Genomic DNA, 17,192 nt, shown 5'->3' on the forward strand with positions numbered 1-17,192 from the left:
GCTCATCCACGGTTTAGGCTACCTGAGGGGTGACGGGCTCTCGACCGCCGCCACGGATCAGGCAAGCACCTGGTCCGTGGCACCCCTCAACAATGCACGATTCCAGACACACAAGGGGTGTTCCAGCGGGGTGAGAGGTTGGTGTTTTCTGGAGCACCCCTCATCCGTCGCCTTCGGCGACACCTTCTCCCACAGGGGGAGAAGGGGAGTCCTTCCCCGCCTGGCCCCTTGCCATCCGCCCCTCCTCCGGTGTACCCAATCTCCCTACTCGAACGTCCAGAAAGGAGGGCTGCGTGTTTATCGATCACCATCGTCAGCGTGGCCCGATTTCCGCCCTGCGAGCTTGCTTGCAGGGCTGACCGGACGGTCCGGGTTTTCCCGTTTCGATTTTTGGTCTGCCCTTTCGTGGTGCCGCTAAGCTGATCCGTTGATCAGCCAGCGCACCGTCAAGGTGCATCAGCCGGTTCCCGGCAAGACCAGAGAAATCGTTATGGCCCTGATCAGCCTCAAATCCCTCGGCGTCACCATGAGTGCGCCGCTGTTTTCCAATCTCGACCTCACCATCGCCGCCGGCGACCGGCTCGGCATCGTCGCCGCCAACGGCCGCGGCAAATCCACCTTGCTCAAATGCCTGACCGGCGAGTTGGAAGCCACCAGCGGCGACATCACCCGGTCGCGCGGCCTGCGCGTCGGCCATGTCGAGCAATCAGTCCCCGACGCGCTTCTCGATCGGACCTTCCATCAAGTGGTGGCCGATGCCTTGCCGCCCGACCAGGCCGATAGTGAGCTGTGGCGGGTCGATGTAGTTCTCGACTCCCTCGACGTGCCGGAGCCGATGCGCGAAAGGGCGATGCGCGCTTTGAGCGGCGGCTGGCAGCGATTGGCGCTGATCGCCCGCGCATGGGTCGCCGAACCCGATGTGCTGCTGCTCGACGAGCCGACCAACCATCTCGACCTGGCGAAAATCGGCCAGCTGGAAAACTGGCTGAACGCGCTGCCGCGCGAGGTGCCGGTCATCATCGCCAGCCACGATCGCGCTTTCCTCGACGCCACCACCAACCGCACGCTGTTCCTGCGCCCGGAGCAGTCGCCGGTGTTCTCGCTTCCCTATTCGCGGGCGCGCGAGGCGCTCGATGACGTCGATGCCTCGACGGCGCGCAAGTTCGAGCGCGACATGAAGGTCGCCCAGCAACTCCGCCGCCAGGCGGCCAAGCTCAACAACATCGGCATCAATTCGGGCAGCGACCTGCTGACCGTCAAGACCAAGCAGCTCAACCAGCGGGCGGAGAAGCTGGAAGACGCGGCCATGCCGGCGCACCGCGAGCGTTCGGCAGGCGCCATCAGGCTCGCCAACAGCGGCACCCACGCCAAGGTCATGATCACGCTCGACGACGCGGCAGTGGAAACACCTGACGGCACGCTGCTGTTCCGGACCGGCAAGCGCCACATCTGCCAGGGCGACCGCATCGTGCTGCTCGGCCGCAACGGGGTCGGCAAGTCGCGCTTCGTCACCCTGCTCCGCAACGCCGTCGCCGAGCCGGAAAGCGTACGGAACGTGAAGGTGACGCCGTCGACGATGCTCGGCTACAGCGATCAGGCTCTGTCGGGCATGAGCGGCGGCGACACGCCGCTGGCGATGGTGGACACGCAGATTCGACATTGGCGAACAACGCGCCCGCTCGCTGCTCGCCGGCGCCGGCGTTGCCATCGACATGCAGGCGCGCCGGATCGGGCTTTTGTCGGGCGGTCAGAAGGCCCGGCTGGTGATGCTGGCGCTCAGGCTTGCCAATCCCAATTTCTACCTGCTCGACGAGCCGACCAACCATCTCGACATCGACGGCCAGGAAGCGCTGGAGGCGGAACTGCTGGCGCAGCAGGCGAGCTGCGTTCTCGCCTCGCACGACCGCGCCTTCATCCGCGCCGTCGGCAACCGCTTCTGGCTGATCGAGAAACGCCGCCTGACCGAGGTCGACGACCCCGAGGATTTCTTCCGCGCGGTGGCCGAGTGGGGTAACTGAAAAATCTCCGGTCGAAAAAATCCCGGCGATCTGTCGGATAGCCGGGACGCGCCACGTCCTTGGGATGCCGACACGATGATGCCGGCATCAACCAGGGAGAATTCATCATGTCGGTCCTGTCATCCATCGGTCGCATCGCAACCCGGTACGCGGCGACGCGCGCCCGCTACCGCAGCGAGCGTATCCTGCTTTCGCTCCCTGCCGAACTGCGCAAGGACATCGGCGTTCCGGAAATCTTCGACGTGCAGTACAGCCCTCGCGCCGGCGCGGTAACCTGCTCGGCCAGGGTGATTTGACAGGCGACCAGCCCGGCGCGGTTTCGGCGGTTCGAAAAGAATCCGAGGCCCGTGTAGGATCGCGGCCGTCTCGTTCGTCCTGTGGTTCGCAAGGTCAGACCAAAACGCAAAGAGGAGCAGAAAATGACCGACCAGACCCCCGTTCAGCCGGCCGCCAAAGTGCTCGGTGGATTGACCCCCTATCTGCAGCTCGACGGCGCCTTCAAGGCCGCCGAATTCTACAAGAAGGCCTTCGGCGCCGAGCAGGTATTCTTCTATCCGCCGGATGAGCAGGGCCGCACCATGCACATCCATCTCCACATCAACGGCTCGACGCTGATGATCTCCGACTTCTATCCCGAGCACGGCATGTCGCCCGTGAAGCCGCAGGGCTACACGATGCAGCTCCATCTCGGCAGCGACGACATCGAGGCCTGGTGGAAGCGCGCCGTCGACGCCGGCTGCGAGGTCGTCATGCCGCTGCAGGTGATGTTCTGGGGCGACCAGTGGGGCAACATGCGCGATCCGTTCGGTGTCGAATGGGCGATGAACGCGCCTGTCAAGAAGGCATAGGAGAAACACGATGTCCTATGTCGATGGTTTCGTTCTCGCCGTCCCCAAGGCAAATCTCGACGCCTATAAGAAGATGGCTGGGCAAGCAGGCACCATCTGGATGGAGTACGGCGCGCTTTCCTATGTCGAATGCATCGGCGACGACGTGCCCTATGGCGAGCTCACCTCGTTCCCGCGCGCCGTGCAGGCCAAGGACGACGAGGTCGTCGTCTTTGCATGGGTTGTCTACGAGTCGCGAACACGGCGCGACGAAGTGATGGCGAAGATAATGGTCGACGAGCGGCTGAAGGCCGATTGGCCGACAATGCCGTTCGACGGGAAGCGCATGATCTTTGGCGGCTTCCAGACGTTCATCGAGCTTTGAGGAGCTCGGCCCCAAGCTGGGTTGAGATTGAGGTCAGGCCGAGTCGAGAATGGCGGTTCCCGAGAACCGGAGCGGAGCGTACTTAACGTACGTGAGCACCGGAAGCGCAGGGAGCCGCCGTTCGCAGGCCGGCCTCACCTCAATATCAGCCAAGCTTGTCCAGCAGCGGCTTCAGCCTGTCCCCATAACGCTTCCAAAGGTCGACCGAGCCCTGGTACATCGGCTGGCGCACCTGGGCGGCCGAGGCCGTGCGCACGGGACGGTCGGTCTCGTGGAAGGACAGCACCTTGTCGTCCCAGGGCAGGCCGAGATGCGCCATCAGCGCCCGCGTCTGCCCTTCCTGGTCGGCAACGAAATCCTCGTAGCGCACATCGTGAACGACGCCGGGCAGCACGTTGCGCCAATGCGCCATGATGTCGGCATAGAGATTGTGGAAGTCGGCGAGCTCACCGAGATCGTAGCCGTAACGGTGGCTGTCGCCGCGGAAATGCACCTTGTAGATCGACAGGCAGGTGGCCGCCGCATCGCGCGCGCAATGGATGATCTTCGCCTGCGGCAGCATCAGATGGATGAAGCCGACCAGCAGGAAGTTGCCGGGCATCTTGTCGGTGACATGGCGGAAGCCCGGATAGCGGGCATGCAGCATATCGAGATAGGCCTCGCCCGCTTCGCCGAAGGCCTTGTCGGGCATGTCGGCGATGCCTTGCGGAAAGCCGCCCTTCATGGTGAGCGGAAACTGCTTGCCGACCGCCGTCTTCAGGATGCTGAGCTCGCCCGCGCCATAGACCTGCGGATGGCTGGCGATGATCTGCTCGACCAGCGTGGTGCCGGAACGCGGCATACCGACGACGAAGATCGGGGTGTCGTCGGCGATCGAACTTGGCTTGTGCTTTTCGTAGAACGCCCTATCGAACGTCGCCTTCATCGCCTCGAATTCATCGCGCGTCCTCGCCGGATCGTAGTCGATGCCGGTGCGGCGGATGGCATTGCCCTCGGCGAAATAGTCGAAGGCGCGGGGATAATCCTTAAGGTCGTCATTGGCCTTGCCGAGGCCGAAGGAAAGCTGCATGCGCGCCAGGCTTCCCTGCGGCGCCTTGGCGTGTTGCGCCTCCATGCCGACGAGTTCGGCGTCGCGCTCGGTCTGGCGCTTGACCTGCGTCAGCAGCAGCCATGCCCTTGCCATGGCGGGAGCGATCGCCAGCGCCTGCCGGGCGAGGTCGGCCGCCTCGTCCAGCTTGCCCTTCTCCATCATGCCGACGCCCAGTCCGTACAGCAGGTCGGCGTCCTTCGGCCGGATCGCCAGCGCCTCGCGGAACACCGCGATCGCCTCGTCCAGCCGCCCCGCCTCCTGCAGCGTCTCGGCCAGCCCGATGCGGGCGCGCACATGGAACGGATTGCGGCCGATCGTGCCGCGATAGATGTCTTCGGCGCCCTCGAACTGGCCGAGTTGCTTCAGCGCCGAGCCGAGATTGTCGCGCACCGCCAGCTGGTCCGGCCGCAACGTCACCGCCTTGCGGAACCAATCGACCGCAGCCGCGACGCGGCCGAGGTCGCGCAGCACGGTACCCAGATTGTTGAGGAAATCGGGATTGCCGGGCTGCAGGCGCACCGACTGCTCGATCAGCGCCAGCCCCTCTTCGCCGCGCCCGGTCTGGTGCAGCAGAAGCCCGAGGAAATGCGCGGCCGCGGCATGGTTCGCCTTTTGCGCCAGCACCTGGCGGTAGAGAATCTCCGCCTCTTGCCGACGGCCGGCCTGATGCAGTTGCAGCGCCTGCTGCACGCGCTGATCGAGCCCCAGCGTCTGCCCGCCAGGGCCGGAACCCGCGCCTCGTCTTGGATCTCTGGTGATGGGAAACCTGCCGTGTTTGTCCGCTTGCCGGACCTAAGCCATGCGGCCGGCAGTTTCAAGACGCAACGGCTTCGCCGGTCGCAGATGGAGATGGCCATCTCCTCGGCAAAAGGAGATGGGATCTGCCGCCGCAAGGCCTCGCCGCTCGCGACGACGAGGCCTTGCTTGCTCAGCACGGGCCGTCACCGATGATGCGATAGTCCGCGGCGCGGGCCTCGCATCCATTCGGGAAGGTGCGCAATTGCCCGCCGCGGCGGGCGCAGACCGGAGCGTATTCGCGGGTGCAGAAGGTCGGCTCGTCGCCACCGCCGCCCCCACCGCCGTCGCGGCATGGGCCATCGCGCACGATGCGATACCCGGCCCGGTCGGCAAGGCAGGCATTGGCGAAGGTCTGGCGGTCGCCGCCGCGGCGGGCGCAGACCGGCTCATACTCCCTGGTGCAGAATTGCGGCTCCGGCCTTGGCGGGCGCGGTCCAGGACCTTCGTCAACCACCACCGTGCAGGCTGCTAGAAGTGCCGACAGGAACAGGAGAGCAAAGCCCTGTCGCGAGAAAAGCGTCGCAATAAATCTCATGAATACCTCCCGGCGCATGGGTCCGAAGAGCATGCGCAAACCAAAGTGCAATGACCCCCGCTCCGGCGCAAAACACGCCTGCCGATCCTCGCCATTCCTCTGACAAATGCAACCCCCGTTTGCGGACGAAATGGCGCCGCCGCTGGCGCCGTCCGGCCACCCGCGAGGGGCCGCTGGCCCATGCGTGGCCGGGCTCTGGCCGATGACCGGGGCATGGGGCCGGGTCTATCGAAGCGCTGCGTCGGGGGCGCCCATCGGGCCCACCCGCGGCGCTGTCTTGCAACCATCACGTTTCCGTGCGATAAATTCCGTGTTCGGGCATTTGCGACCCGGAGAGCGGAACGTTTTGGACGACCTTTCCCCGATACTGTGAATCTCTGACGGCCCCGTTTTTCGGCGGGGGGTTTGACCATGCGCCAATGCATGACTGCCGAAGCAACCACCGGGACATGCCCAAGGCGCCAGCGGCGGGCAAACCATATGACTGACACGGGTGAGAGGAGTTTCCCCCAATGGCCCAGACCGGCACCGTAAAGTTTTTCAACGCCACCAAAGGCTTCGGCTTCATCACGCCTGACGGCGGCGCCAAGGATGTGTTCGTCCATATCTCGGCGATCGAGGCTTCGGGCCTGCGCACCCTGGTCGACGGCCAGAAGGTCACCTTCGACGTCGAGCCCGACCGCATGGGCAAGGGTCCGAAGGCGGTCAATCTCCGCGCTGCCTGATCGATCGATCTGGGGCATCGCCCGCGCGGAGGAGCGATGGCGCGCTGCAAGGTCGTGAACCGGCTTCCGAGCCGGGCTGAATTCTCGAAGGCGCGACGGTCACCGTCGCGCCTTTTCCATGCCCGGTGGAAGGCTCGCCGAACGGTACCGGGCATTCGGCTAACGGCGTGCACCAAAACGACAATTTGGATCACGGCACGCGAAGCGCGGCGGACGCAAAGCGCTGCCAAAATGCCTGCCGGGCGGGGCAAAAACTTTCTCTTGCCGATAGCGCTAAAATAAAGGACAAATTTCCACTCGGGCATTTGCCGGCCCGAAACTGGACTTTATGGGATCATAAGGAGCTTCCCATGCCGCAGACCGGCACCGTCAAGTTCTTCAATCATGCCAAAGGCTTCGGCTTCATCACGCCGGACGATGGCGCGAAGGATGTCTTCGTCCATATTTCGGCCGTGCAGGCGTCGGGTCTTCCCGGTCTTGAGGATGGGCAGAAAGTGACATTCGACACCGAGCCGGACAAGCGCGGCAAGGGTCCGAAGGCCGTCAACCTGTCGATCGGCTGAGCCGGTTCAGGACAGACCTGGCGGAGACTGATGAGGCGGGTCCGCTCTCGCCGGGTCTATGGTTTTGCGCAAGCAATCGAAATGTCAGGCCGGATTTCGTTCAGCCTCCGTTCAGCCACGGTCTCTTATTAACCTTTGCTAAAGCCGGTCCGCATCCCCCCGAAAGTACACGGGCCGGCGCGAAGGAGACCGAAATGAATCGAATTCTCAAGACCGCCATTCTGTCCACCGGCATCGCCGCGACCATATTGGCCACCTTGCCGGCGGCCAATGCCGATGACTGGCGCTGGCGCCGTCACCATCACAACCACAACGACGCCCTCGCCGCCGGCGTTGTCGGCCTTGCTGCCGGCGCCCTGATCGCCGGCGCGTTGAGCAACCCGCAGCCTCGCTACAACAGCTATTACGAGCCGGGCTACGACGACTATGACTACCGCTATGTGCGGCCGGCTCCGGTTCGCCGCTATTATGCGCAGCCGCGCGTCGTCTATGCCGACCGCTATGCGGAACCGTGGACCCGTGCCTGGTACGAATACTGCTCGGACCGCTATCGCACCTTCAATTCCCGCACCGGTACCTTCACCGGCAATGATGGCGAGCAGCACTTCTGCGTCGCCAACTGAGGCTTCCCTGCCCCAAACAGGAAAGCGCTGACCGCAAGGCCAGCGCTTTTTTGTTTGGGGTCCTTTAGGCGCTCACCCAGGGGGTGTTGAGATTCAGGTCAGGAACGGATTGGTGCGGCGCTCCTCGCCGAAGCGGCCGCCGGGGCCGTGGCCGCAGATGAAGCCGATGTCGTCGCCGAGCGGCAGAAGCTTGTCCTTGATCGAAGCAATCAGCGCGGCGTGGTCGCCGCCGGGCAGGTCGGTGCGCCCGATCGAGCCGCGAAACAGCACGTCGCCGACATGGGCGAACTTGGCCGCGCGGTTGAAGTAGACGACGTGGCCCGGCGCATGGCCAGGGCAATGCAGGACCTCGAAGACATGCTCCCCGAACGAGACCGCCTCGCCCTCGGCGAGGAAGCGGTCCGGCACGCAGTTGCGCACCGCGTCGGTGATGCCGAAGCGCTTGGCCTGGTTTTCGAGGTTGGCGAGCAGCGGCCTGTCGGCCTCGTGCGGGCCAATGATATCGACGCCGAGCGCCTCCTTCAGTTCCATCGCGCCTCCGGCATGGTCGACATGGCCATGGGTGATCCAGATAGCGCCAGCCCTGATGTCATTGTCCTTCAGCACCGCCAGCACCTTGTCGACATCGCCGCCGGGGTCGACCACGACTCCCTGTCTGTCGTCCATGTCGAAGAGGATCGTGCAGTTCTGCTGGAAGGGCGTGACCGGCACGATGCCGGCGTTGAGCTGACCCATGATTGTCCTTTCGCTGTGTCTGCCCCGATGTAGAGACACATGCGAACGGCGTCCACCGGCAGTGACGATCTCGATGAGCCGAAAACAAATGGGCGGCCGAAGCCGCCCATGCGAAAAGCCCGAACCTGGCAGGCCTATTTCTTCATCGCATTCAGGACCGCGCCGATGATGCCGGTCAGGATGGCGCCGCCGCCCGCGCCGCCAACGATGTTTGGAATGTTCAACGCGCTGCCCAATCCGCCTGCCGCCGCGGCAGCCGCCGCCGGATCGATCGTGCCACCGCCGAGCAGGCTGCCGAGGATCGCCGCGCCGCCGACGCCACCGATGGCACCGCCCAGGATTTTGGGAAGCTGACCCAGCGCCGCTTGCTTCAGCGCCGCGCCCACTGCCTGACCACCAATGATACCCGTAATCACCTGAACAACGATCGCAACGAGCGTGTTCGTATCCATGTTAACAGTCCCTCCATGACTGCCAGCCTCCTCGGGCCGACGTCATCATGAGACGCTGAATTGGCCGAAAGTCAAATGCACTGGGGCTTAAATAAAAGGGGCGGCCTGAAAACCGCCCCTGTAAGACAAAAAAGCTGTGACTTATCGCTATTCTGCGGCGATCGCATGCTTTGGTTGCACTGCAGCAGAATAGTCATTCATCAGCGACTTGGCGATCTCGCCAACCTCGAATCGGTATGGACCGATCTCCGAAACCGGCGTCACTTCGGCTGCCGTGCCGGTGAGGAAGCACTGCTCGAAGCCCTCGAGTTCTTCCGGCATGATTGCGCGCTCGATCACCTCCAGGCCGCGTTCCTTGGCCAGCCCGATCACGGTGCGACGGGTAATGCCGTCGAGGAAGCAGTCGGGCTTCGGCGTATGGATCTTGCCGTCCTTGACGAAGAAGATGTTGGCGCCGGTCGCCTCGGCGACCTGGCCGCGCCAGTCCAGCATCATGGCGTCGGCATAGCCCTTGGCCTCGGCGGCATGCTTGGACAGCGTGCAGATCATGTAGAGGCCGGCGGCCTTCGACTTCGACGGCGCGGTGCGCGGATCGGGCCGGCGCCATTCGGCGAGGTCGAGGCGAATGCCCTTCAGTTTCTGCGCCGGGTCGAAATAGCTCGGCCACTGCCAGATGGCGATGGCGCAGTTGATGCGGTTGTTCTGCGCCGAAACGCCCATCTGCTCGCTGCCGCGCCAGGCGATCGGGCGCACATAGGCGTCCTGGAAGCCCTGCTTCTTCAACAGCGTGCGGCAGGCGTCGTCGAGTTCGGCGACCGTGTAGGGGATCTTGAAGCCGAGCAGGCGCGCCGATTCATGCAGGCGCTCGGTATGCTCGGTGAGCTTGAAGATCTCGCCGCCATAGGCGCGCTCGCCCTCGAAGACGGCGCTGGCATAGTGCAGGCCATGGGTCAGCACATGAATCTTGGCGTCGGCCCACGCGACGAACTCGCCGTTCATCCAGATGAAGCCGTCCAGTTGGTCGAAAGGAACGGATGCCATGGAAACCTCCCGCGGGCGAAAGCCCGCACATCGTTGTATCGTGTGTTTCGTGTCGGCCGCGGCACGCGGCCGGGGTCCGAAAGCGTAGGCGGATATCAAAGGTATGGCAAACTCAGGAAGTTCCGGAAAAACGGCTCCCCCTTGCCTTTTCGTTCGCAATCCGCCGAAAAGCTTGTCAAAAATTACCATTGCCGGGAAATTACGTCAATAGTACTGACATAATTCCCCTTCGCATGGAGACAAGATGACGGATCAGAGCAATGCCGCCGGCAAACCGATCAGGACGGCGATCACCGACGAGGACGGCATCGACTTCGCCATCATCGAGCTGCTTTTCTTTGCCTATCGCGACTTCACTTCCGATCCGGACCAGATTCTGGCCGACTACGGCTTCGGCCGCGCCCATCACCGTGTCCTGCATTTCGTCAACCGCAGGCCTGGCCTGACCGTCGCCGAATTGCTCGACGTGCTCAAGATCACCAAGCAGAGCCTGGCGCGCGTGCTCAAGCAGCTCATCGACACCGACCATATCGTCCAGTTGCAAGGACCGCGCGACCGCCGCCAGCGCGAACTTTACCCGACCGCCAAGGGCCGCGCCCTGGCCCTGGCGCTGGCGCGGCCACAGTCACGCCGCATCCATGCTGCATTGGAGGATTCCGGTGCCGCCGACCGCGCCTCGATCGAACGTTTCCTGGAAGCGATGGTCAATCCGGAACTAAGAGCGCAGATCGACATTGTGCCTGCGAAAATATCGGGGAAGAGCCATGGAGACCATTGAGAGGGTTGATCATCCGACAGTGCCGGACGATGACGCGCCGCATCTGCTTGTCGTCGATGACGACACCCGTATCCGCAACCTGCTCAAGCAGTACCTGTCCGAAAACGGCTTCCGCGTCACCGTCGCCGGCAATTCTGGCGAGGCCCGGCGCAAGCTCGCCGGCCTCGATTTCGACCTGCTCGTGCTCGACGTGATGATGCCGGGCGAAACCGGCGTCGACCTCACCAAGGCGCTCAGGGCCGAAAAGAACGTGCCGATCCTGATGCTGACCGCGCTGTCCGAAACCGACAGCCGCATCACCGGATTGGAGGCCGGCGCGGACGACTATCTGCCGAAGCCGTTCGACCCGCGCGAGCTGATCCTGCGCATCAACAACATCCTGCGCCGCGGCGGCCCGGTGGCGACGCCCAAGGTCGAGCAGCTGGTGTTCGGCCCCTACACCTTCCAGATCGCCAGGCGCGAGCTGAAGCGTGGCGGCGAGGCGCTGAAGCTGACCGACCGCGAGCAGGAGATCCTGGCGATCTTTGCCGCGCGCGCCGGCGAGACGATACCGCGCCATGAACTGGTCGGCGACGAGTCGGACGTCGGCGAGCGCACCATCGATGTCCAGATCAACCGGCTGCGCCGCAAGATCGAGCGCGACCCGTCCAACCCGGTCTGGCTGCAGACGGTGCGCGGTATTGGGTATCGGCTCAGCGTGGAATAGATTATCTGTAAGGCCCTTTGCTGAACGGCCGTTGACGAGCGGAAGGGCGGATGGCGACCACGCAACTGGAAAGGCCGGGAAATGACGGCTTGAGCGATCGCGCGATGCGAGTGCTGAAAGCCATGTCGCGCGCCTGGAACCGGTTCTGGCGCCTGGTCGCGCTATACATGCCGAAGCGGCTCTACGCCCGCTCCCTGATCATCGTCATCGCTCCAATGATCCTGCTGCAGTCGGTCGTCGCCTTCGTCTTCATGGAACGCCACTGGCAGACCGTGACGCAGCGCCTGTCACAGGCGACCGTGCGCGACATCGCCGCCATCATCGACATGATGGAAACCTATCCGCACGATGCCGACTACGCCAACATCATCCGCATCGCCCAGGATCGCATGCAGCTCAAGGTCGACCTTTTGCCGCCCGATCCGCTGCCGCCGCCCGGACCGAAACCGTTCTTCTCGATCCTCGACGAGATCCTCTCGGCCGAGATCACCCGCCAGATCAACCGGCCGTTCTGGATCGACACCGTCGGCAATTCCAACATCGTCGAGGTCCGCGTCCAGCTCGAAGGCAAGGTGCTGCGCGTCTTCGTGCGCCGCAGCCAGGCCTATGCCTCCAACACCCACATCTTCCTGATCTGGATGGTCGGCACCTCGCTGGTGCTGCTGATGATCGCCATTCCTTTCCTGCGCAACCAGATCCGGCCGATCCTGACGCTTGCCGAGGCCGCCGAGAGCTTCGGCAAAGGACGGCCGATGCCGCGGGATTTCCGCCCGCGCGGCGCCGAGGAGGTTCGCCGCGCCGGCTTTGCCTTCATCCAGATGCGCGAGCGCATCGAACGCCAGATCGAGCAGCGCACCGCCATGCTGACCGGCGTCAGTCATGACCTCAGGACCATCCTCACCCGCTTCAAGCTGCAGCTGGCGCTGGCGCCCGGCAAGGCCGAGACCAAGGCGGCGCTCGACCAGGACATCGACGACATGCAGTCGATGCTCGAGGGCTATCTCGCCTTCGCCCGCGGCGAGGCATCGGAGGACCCCGGCCGTTTCGACCTCGACGCCTATTTCCAGAAACTCGGCGAGGAGGCGGCGCTGCGCAAATGCAAGCTGTCGACCACGCTTGTCGGCGATCCGCACGTGCATGTGCGTCCGAACGCCTTCGCCCGGCTCTTGTCCAACGTCATCGGCAACGCCTTCCGCTATGCGAGGACCGTGGAGATCAACGCCGATCACAGAGGCGGTTCGCTTCAAGTCACCGTCGATGACAACGGGCCGGGCATTCCGCGCGAAAAGCGCGAGGAAGTGTTCAAGCCCTTCCTGCGGCTCGACGAGGCGCGCAATCTCGACGCCAGCGGGACCGGCCTTGGCCTCTCCATCGCCCGCGATATCGCCCGCAGTCATGGCGGCGACATCATGCTGGAAGACAGCCCGCTTGGCGGCCTGCGCGCGGTAATCAAGGTTCCGGCCTAGCCCGGGGTTTCCAAGCAAGAATTGCCGGCTTCATCCGCTCGTCATGAAACCATGGTGAAGAGCGCGCATGAAACGTGTGACTTTAGTTGATTCGGCCCTGCCGCCCCGGTTCGAGCCCGCGCCTTCAAGGGTGCGCTGGAGCGAAGCGCGGGCTGCCGCCTGGTCTCCGTTCCGGCATCGTATCAAGGCAAAAGACGACCTTTCCAGCAAAGGGCCGCCATGCGCATCGGGATCGCCATGCGTATCCTGATGGTCACCGACGCCTGGCGTCCGCAAGTCAACGGCGTCGTCCATACGCTGGAGCGGCTCACCGAAACGCTGAAATCCTTCGACGTCGAACTGGATTTCCTGACCCCGAACATCTTCCGCACCTTGCCGCTGCCGACCTATCCCGACATCCGCCTCGCGCTGACTACGCCCGGCCACGTCGCGCGCCTGATCGATCGGCGCAAGGCCGACCACATCCATATCGTCACCGAAGGTCCGCTGGGCATCATGGCCAGGCGCTATTGCCGCAATGCCGGCCGTCCCTTCACCACCAGCTACCACACCCGCTCTCCCGAATATCTGAGCGCCCGGCTGCCGGTGCCCGAGAGCTGGGCCTATCGCTGGCTGCGCGATTTCCACAATTCCGGTCAGGGCACGCTGGTCGCCACCCAGTCGCTGGCGGACGATCTTGCCGCGCGCGGCTTCAACAAGCTGAAGCCCTGGACGCGCGGCGTCGATACCGACCATTTCCGGCCGGACAAGCGCAAGGACATGGGATTTCCCGGTCCGGTCTTCCTCTGCGTCGGCCGCGTCGCGATCGAGAAGAACCTGGGCGCCTTCCTCGACCTCGATTTGCCTGGCAGCAAGGTCGTCGTCGGCGAAGGGCCGGAGCTGGCGAAGCTCAAGGCACGCTATCCCAACGCCCATTTCCTTGGCCATCGCCCGAATGACGAACTGGCCGAGATCTATGCCTCGGCCGACGTCTTCGTCTTCCCCAGCCGCACCGACACCTTCGGCAACGTCATCATCGAGGCGCTGGCCAGCGGTACGCCGGTCGCCGCCTATCCGGTCACCGGACCGATCGACATTGTCGGCGACGGCGTCGGCGGCGCGGTCTCCGAAGATTTGCGTGAGGCCGCCCTTGCCGCGCTCCACGTCGACCGCAACGAGGCGCGCCAGCGCGCCATGCGCTACAGCTGGACGGCTTGCGCGGAAATGTTCCTCGACACGGTCGAGGAAGCGCTGGGAACGACGCGCAAGCTGGCGGCCTGACCGTTGGCAGTTGTGTGGCCTCTTCAATCCCGCCCTCTCGTGCATTTCTCGCAGAAGATCCCGAACATCGACAATTCGCCAAAGTCTTCCGCGTGAAGTTTTTGAGATGCGCCGAGAGACCGAGCGCCGGCGAGCTTAAATCCCGCGAGCGTGTTCCTTTCGAGACCTTGCGCGACAGTTGATCGCAGTGCATTATTCTGCATGTGTAGTTCGCTGCGGGAGCGACGCCGATTTCAACGCTGGACGAATTGCCTGCCGTATCGCCCAAACGTCGCCTCCTGCGCGTCGGCAAGACCGTTGCGAGGGTGTTAGGCTATTGCCGGGCGAATGCCTGGCCACTCTTCCTGGCCGCCTGGTTTCCCTGCTTTCTGATGACGCTCTGTCTGGCGGCGCTTGTCCTTATTCTCTTTGCCGATCCGGAGCAGGTGCCTGCCTGGCTCCTATCGCAAGGCTTTGCCCACGGGACATGGCTTTCCGCGATTGTTGCCGCGCCGTTCTCGGCGATGGTCTTTGCATTCGTCCTGGATCGCATGGCAAACGCGCCCGAGCGCGGCCATATCGTTGTTCGACGCGGCATTGACCGAGTCAAACGCTTCGCTATCCCGGGCGTGCGCTTTGAGCTCGGCCAACGGATTCTTCTGGCTGCGTTGCTTCTCGCGGCCGTCCAGCTTCTCTGCGGCTTTGCGGTCGCCGGCGAGCACAGACTGTTTGTTGCCGGCCTACTGGCCACACATGACCTGCCGCTCAGCCCCGAGGACGTCGCTTCCTGGGCGATGGCGAGGGGAATCTTCAACATGCTTGTGGGCGGCTTCATACTTGCTTGGGAATATCTCCTTGTCGGCGATTTTCTCTGGACGGGCTCGTTTGATCCAGTCGGGTGCTGGCGTGCGCTCGACGGCAATCGTCTGCGTTTCGTCGCCATAATGTTCATCGTTTTCGCAATGGTTGCCATACTCAAATATGGGCTGGGCCTCGCCGTAGGCTTGATCCTGATTCCCGCGGACGGCGCGTCGCCTTCCTTGCTGAACCGTATGCTGATGCATTTCGGACTGGCCTGGCCGTTCGACGGCCTCCATCTCGTGCTTTCAGCCGCAACAGTAGGGACCATTCTCGGCGCGTTTCGGCCAAAAGCGAACGCTTCAGTCCGGCCGGCCGCAGCACCGTGATGGCGCTCGCCGGGGCTCCCTGGCGGCGCTGTGTGGATTGACTGCAGCCTGCTCGCTAGATCTCAGAATAGCCGTCCGCCGTCCGGCACCTTGCGCTCAATGGCGCCGAGCACCACGGCGCCCTCTTCGTCGGGAAAGCCGAGCGTCAGCACCTCCGACATGAACTTTCCGATCTGGCGCGGCGGGAAATTGACCACGGCGAACACCTGCCGGCCGACAAGCGTCTCCGGCGCATAGTATTTGGTGATCTGCGCCGATGATTTCTTCACCCCGATCGCAGGGCCGAAATCGATCTTCAGCTTGAATGCCGGCTTGCGCGCCTCGGGGAAAGGCTCGGCCTCGATGATGGTGCCGGCGCGAATGTCGACTCGGTCGAAATCGGCGAAACTGATCTCGGGCTTGCGCGCGCCACTCGCACTCATCTTGGATCCTGATCCGGCTCAGGCGGTGCCGTAGGTCTCGAACAGCACGCCGGCAAGCGCGTCCTTGGCCGAGGTCCCCGACCAGACGACGAACTGGAAGGCCTGGAAATAGCATTCGCAGGCCTCGAGAGCCGACGACAGCAGCACCTCGACCTGCTGGCTCGACGGCTCGACCCCGCCGGCAAGCAGTAGCGACTGGCGGAACATGATCGCGCCTTCCTGCTCCCACAGGTCGAAATGGCCGAACAGCATCTGTTCGTTGATCAGCGACAAGAGCCGCATCACCTCCAGCGCGCGCGTCTCGGGCACCTTGATGTCGAAGGCGCAGGCCAGATGCAGCGCCTCGAAATCCTCCATCCAGGAGAAGGAGACATGATAGTCGGTCCAACTGCCCGCCACCGAAATCGAAATCTCATCGTCGCCGGCACGCTCGAACGACCAGTCATTGTTGTGGGCCACCTGCTCGATGACATCCACCGGGTGGATTTCGCGGGAGAATTCGAGTTCGAGAAGTTCCATGGATGCTTCCTGTGTTCAGGGGAGCGCCACACGCTCCGCGGGGCACACACGACGAACAATCTTGTCTAGAACTCGGACGGCCAGGAACTTCGTCAAACGCAAAGACCCCAGACCGGACCCCACCGCCCGGCGCATGACCCTGCTTCGAATCATGCAACAAATTCAGTCTATTGATCGGGAGTCGCGTGACCAGCCCAATTTTTCGCAGTGCGTCATTCGCATGTGGAAAGGCGCTGTCACGATGATTCATGCAATGCCGGTAAGCGATTCACGGCAAAGCGCTTTTTCGGATTGTGCTTTGTGGAAAAGTTTAACGATTATTTTTTCGTTTTGGCCTTCGTCGCCGCCGCTGGTGCGGCCTGCCCGGTGAGTTCGGCAAGCTTCGCCTCGAGCGCCTCGATGCGGGCGGCGAGCAGGACGTTGTCTTCACGGGCTTTCACCGCCATCTCGCGTGCGGCCTCGAACTCCTCGCGCTGCACCACGTCCATGGTATTCAGGATGCGCTCGGCCTGGCCCTTGAAGGCCGTCTCCACTTCGCGCCGCACGCCTTGCGCGGCGCCGGCGGCATCCGTCATCAGCTTGGCGAATTCATCGAGAATGCGGTTCGGTCCGGTCGACATGGCAAATCCTCGCTTGCTCGATTTGACGTAGTGGCGCGCGGCGCGGAATGCAAGAACGTTGCGGCGGCTGCGGCATCGCACCTCGCCGGCCGAGCCTGTACGTGATGGCGCCTCGTGGCCTATTGTAGTGCTTTCAAGTCGACCTGCGTCAAGCACGAGTCGCTCTCAGTCAGGGTCAACCAATGACAACGCCCCCGCGCCGACCGACAAATCCGATGGCAGCCGCGGAGGCCGCCTTCAAGCCGACCAAGAAACCGGCGATCCCAATTCGCGAACCCTCAGCCGCGCCGAACGTCAGAGAGCTTGTTTCGATCAGAATCGATCGTGCCGTGCTGGACCACTTCCAGGAAGACGGTCCCGGCTGGCAGGACAGGATCAATGACGCTCTAAGGCGGATGGTCGGCGGCAAGCCTCAGGATTGACCCCGCCATCTGCGGCGGCCAAGGCAACCACCACCTTGCCT

General features: G+C 63.5%; 20 protein-coding genes and 1 pseudogene. 13 read left to right on the top strand and 8 right to left on the bottom strand.

Going from position 1 to position 17,192, the window contains the following annotated elements; translation table 11 throughout:
• Window positions 1-490: 490 nt before the first annotated feature.
• The 4 genes and pseudogenes from EN857_RS06400 (at window position 491) to EN857_RS06415 (ending at window position 3,230) form a co-directional block, all read left to right on the top strand.
• Window positions 491-2,018, top strand: a pseudogene (locus tag EN857_RS06400) (ABC-F family ATP-binding cassette domain-containing protein).
• 107 nt (window positions 2,019-2,125) lie between these two features.
• A complete protein-coding gene (locus EN857_RS06405; RefSeq protein ID WP_127393678.1) occupies window positions 2,126-2,314 on the top strand; it encodes a hypothetical protein in 189 nt (62 codons plus the stop codon).
• A 123-nt stretch (window positions 2,315-2,437) separates the two neighbouring features.
• Window positions 2,438-2,866 (top strand): glyoxalase/bleomycin resistance/extradiol dioxygenase family protein, encoded by a 429-nt coding sequence (locus EN857_RS06410; protein ID WP_127286563.1) that lies wholly within the window; start codon window positions 2,438-2,440, stop codon window positions 2,864-2,866.
• Window positions 2,867-2,876: 10 nt separating this feature from the next.
• A complete protein-coding gene (locus tag EN857_RS06415) occupies window positions 2,877-3,230 on the top strand; it encodes a DUF1428 family protein (protein WP_127393677.1) in 354 nt (117 codons plus the stop codon).
• 145 nt (window positions 3,231-3,375) lie between these two features.
• Here the strand turns inward: EN857_RS06415 and EN857_RS06420 are convergent, their stop codons facing one another.
• Together EN857_RS06420 and EN857_RS06425 are read right to left on the bottom strand one after the other, a co-directional pair.
• On the bottom strand, window positions 3,376-5,010 hold the full coding sequence (locus EN857_RS06420; protein WP_127309562.1) for a sulfotransferase: 1,635 nt from the start codon (window positions 5,008-5,010) through the stop codon (window positions 3,376-3,378).
• A gap of 238 nt (window positions 5,011-5,248) precedes the next feature.
• Window positions 5,249-5,653 (bottom strand): Kazal-type serine protease inhibitor, encoded by a 405-nt coding sequence (locus EN857_RS06425; protein ID WP_128346362.1) that lies wholly within the window; start codon window positions 5,651-5,653, stop codon window positions 5,249-5,251.
• Between the two features lie 512 nt (window positions 5,654-6,165).
• Between EN857_RS06425 and EN857_RS06430 the strand changes: the two genes are divergently transcribed.
• The 3 genes from EN857_RS06430 to EN857_RS06440 all read left to right on the top strand — a co-directional run bounded on the left by EN857_RS06430 (window position 6,166) and on the right by EN857_RS06440 (window position 7,564).
• Complete coding sequence (locus EN857_RS06430) at window positions 6,166-6,378, top strand: cold-shock protein (RefSeq protein WP_006202520.1); 213 nt, start codon at window positions 6,166-6,168, stop codon at window positions 6,376-6,378.
• A gap of 350 nt (window positions 6,379-6,728) precedes the next feature.
• Window positions 6,729-6,941 carry a cold-shock protein gene (locus EN857_RS06435; RefSeq protein WP_006202521.1) on the top strand — a complete coding sequence of 71 codons (213 nt, stop codon included), beginning with the start codon at window positions 6,729-6,731 and terminating at the stop codon, window positions 6,939-6,941.
• A gap of 194 nt (window positions 6,942-7,135) precedes the next feature.
• Window positions 7,136-7,564, top strand: a complete 429-nt coding sequence (locus EN857_RS06440) for a BA14K family protein (protein ID WP_127286567.1) — start codon at window positions 7,136-7,138, stop codon at window positions 7,562-7,564.
• Between the two features lie 93 nt (window positions 7,565-7,657).
• Here the strand turns inward: EN857_RS06440 and EN857_RS06445 are convergent, their stop codons facing one another.
• From EN857_RS06445 to EN857_RS06455, 3 genes are all read right to left on the bottom strand, one after another.
• Window positions 7,658-8,299, bottom strand: a complete 642-nt coding sequence (locus tag EN857_RS06445) for an MBL fold metallo-hydrolase (RefSeq protein ID WP_127393549.1) — start codon at window positions 8,297-8,299, stop codon at window positions 7,658-7,660.
• Window positions 8,300-8,433: 134 nt separating this feature from the next.
• A complete protein-coding gene (locus EN857_RS06450; RefSeq protein ID WP_127285890.1) occupies window positions 8,434-8,751 on the bottom strand; it encodes a hypothetical protein in 318 nt (105 codons plus the stop codon).
• Window positions 8,752-8,898: 147 nt separating this feature from the next.
• Window positions 8,899-9,792 carry a branched-chain amino acid aminotransferase gene (locus tag EN857_RS06455; RefSeq protein ID WP_127285889.1) on the bottom strand — a complete coding sequence of 298 codons (894 nt, stop codon included), beginning with the start codon at window positions 9,790-9,792 and terminating at the stop codon, window positions 8,899-8,901.
• Window positions 9,793-10,036: 244 nt separating this feature from the next.
• Between EN857_RS06455 and EN857_RS06460 the strand changes: the two genes are divergently transcribed.
• From EN857_RS06460 to EN857_RS06480, 5 genes are all read left to right on the top strand, one after another.
• Complete coding sequence (locus EN857_RS06460) at window positions 10,037-10,570, top strand: MarR family transcriptional regulator (protein WP_127285888.1); 534 nt, start codon at window positions 10,037-10,039, stop codon at window positions 10,568-10,570.
• Entirely contained in the window at window positions 10,557-11,276 is a 720-nt protein-coding gene (locus EN857_RS06465; RefSeq protein WP_127393548.1) for a response regulator transcription factor, read from the top strand. The genes EN857_RS06460 and EN857_RS06465 overlap by 14 nt, the downstream gene beginning before the upstream one ends.
• Window positions 11,277-11,326: 50 nt before the next feature.
• A complete protein-coding gene (locus tag EN857_RS06470) occupies window positions 11,327-12,742 on the top strand; it encodes an ATP-binding protein (protein WP_127285887.1) in 1,416 nt (471 codons plus the stop codon).
• A gap of 237 nt (window positions 12,743-12,979) precedes the next feature.
• Window positions 12,980-14,002, top strand: a complete 1,023-nt coding sequence (locus EN857_RS06475) for a glycosyltransferase family 1 protein (protein WP_135858335.1) — start codon at window positions 12,980-12,982, stop codon at window positions 14,000-14,002.
• 248 nt (window positions 14,003-14,250) lie between these two features.
• A complete protein-coding gene (locus tag EN857_RS06480) occupies window positions 14,251-15,168 on the top strand; it encodes a hypothetical protein (RefSeq protein ID WP_245493364.1) in 918 nt (305 codons plus the stop codon).
• A 62-nt stretch (window positions 15,169-15,230) separates the two neighbouring features.
• Here the strand turns inward: EN857_RS06480 and EN857_RS06485 are convergent, their stop codons facing one another.
• The 3 genes from EN857_RS06485 to EN857_RS06495 all read right to left on the bottom strand — a co-directional run bounded on the left by EN857_RS06485 (window position 15,231) and on the right by EN857_RS06495 (window position 16,729).
• Window positions 15,231-15,590 (bottom strand): tRNA-binding protein, encoded by a 360-nt coding sequence (locus EN857_RS06485; RefSeq protein ID WP_127285886.1) that lies wholly within the window; start codon window positions 15,588-15,590, stop codon window positions 15,231-15,233.
• 18 nt (window positions 15,591-15,608) lie between these two features.
• Window positions 15,609-16,109, bottom strand: a complete 501-nt coding sequence (locus EN857_RS06490; protein ID WP_127285885.1) for a YbjN domain-containing protein — start codon at window positions 16,107-16,109, stop codon at window positions 15,609-15,611.
• A 317-nt stretch (window positions 16,110-16,426) separates the two neighbouring features.
• A complete protein-coding gene (locus EN857_RS06495) occupies window positions 16,427-16,729 on the bottom strand; it encodes an accessory factor UbiK family protein (protein WP_127285884.1) in 303 nt (100 codons plus the stop codon).
• A 182-nt stretch (window positions 16,730-16,911) separates the two neighbouring features.
• Here EN857_RS06495 and EN857_RS06500 point away from each other — a divergent pair, with 182 nt between their 5' ends.
• A complete protein-coding gene (locus EN857_RS06500) occupies window positions 16,912-17,151 on the top strand; it encodes a BrnA antitoxin family protein (RefSeq protein ID WP_127392945.1) in 240 nt (79 codons plus the stop codon).
• Window positions 17,152-17,192: the final 41 nt, after the last annotated feature.

Origin of the sequence: Mesorhizobium sp. M4B.F.Ca.ET.214.01.1.1 (genome assembly GCF_004791545.1) — a bacterium.
GTDB lineage: Bacteria > Pseudomonadota > Alphaproteobacteria > Rhizobiales > Rhizobiaceae > Mesorhizobium > Mesorhizobium abyssinicae.

Coding starts and splice junctions, on each gene's coding strand:
- EN857_RS06405 (WP_127393678.1), top strand. CDS start 2,126: ATGTCGGTCCTGTCATCCATCGGTCGCATCGCAACCCGGTACGCGGCG.
- EN857_RS06410 (WP_127286563.1), top strand. CDS start 2,438: ATGACCGACCAGACCCCCGTTCAGCCGGCCGCCAAAGTGCTCGGTGGA.
- EN857_RS06415 (WP_127393677.1), top strand. CDS start 2,877: ATGTCCTATGTCGATGGTTTCGTTCTCGCCGTCCCCAAGGCAAATCTC.
- EN857_RS06425 (WP_128346362.1), bottom strand. CDS start 5,653: ATGAGATTTATTGCGACGCTTTTCTCGCGACAGGGCTTTGCTCTCCTG.
- EN857_RS06430 (WP_006202520.1), top strand. CDS start 6,166: ATGGCCCAGACCGGCACCGTAAAGTTTTTCAACGCCACCAAAGGCTTC.
- EN857_RS06435 (WP_006202521.1), top strand. CDS start 6,729: ATGCCGCAGACCGGCACCGTCAAGTTCTTCAATCATGCCAAAGGCTTC.
- EN857_RS06440 (WP_127286567.1), top strand. CDS start 7,136: ATGAATCGAATTCTCAAGACCGCCATTCTGTCCACCGGCATCGCCGCG.
- EN857_RS06445 (WP_127393549.1), bottom strand. CDS start 8,299: ATGGGTCAGCTCAACGCCGGCATCGTGCCGGTCACGCCCTTCCAGCAG.
- EN857_RS06450 (WP_127285890.1), bottom strand. CDS start 8,751: ATGGATACGAACACGCTCGTTGCGATCGTTGTTCAGGTGATTACGGGT.
- EN857_RS06455 (WP_127285889.1), bottom strand. CDS start 9,792: ATGGCATCCGTTCCTTTCGACCAACTGGACGGCTTCATCTGGATGAAC.
- EN857_RS06460 (WP_127285888.1), top strand. CDS start 10,037: ATGACGGATCAGAGCAATGCCGCCGGCAAACCGATCAGGACGGCGATC.
- EN857_RS06465 (WP_127393548.1), top strand. CDS start 10,557: ATGGAGACCATTGAGAGGGTTGATCATCCGACAGTGCCGGACGATGAC.
- EN857_RS06470 (WP_127285887.1), top strand. CDS start 11,327: ATGGCGACCACGCAACTGGAAAGGCCGGGAAATGACGGCTTGAGCGAT.
- EN857_RS06475 (WP_135858335.1), top strand. CDS start 12,980: ATGCGTATCCTGATGGTCACCGACGCCTGGCGTCCGCAAGTCAACGGC.
- EN857_RS06485 (WP_127285886.1), bottom strand. CDS start 15,590: ATGAGTGCGAGTGGCGCGCGCAAGCCCGAGATCAGTTTCGCCGATTTC.
- EN857_RS06490 (WP_127285885.1), bottom strand. CDS start 16,109: ATGGAACTTCTCGAACTCGAATTCTCCCGCGAAATCCACCCGGTGGAT.
- EN857_RS06495 (WP_127285884.1), bottom strand. CDS start 16,729: ATGTCGACCGGACCGAACCGCATTCTCGATGAATTCGCCAAGCTGATG.
- EN857_RS06500 (WP_127392945.1), top strand. CDS start 16,912: ATGACAACGCCCCCGCGCCGACCGACAAATCCGATGGCAGCCGCGGAG.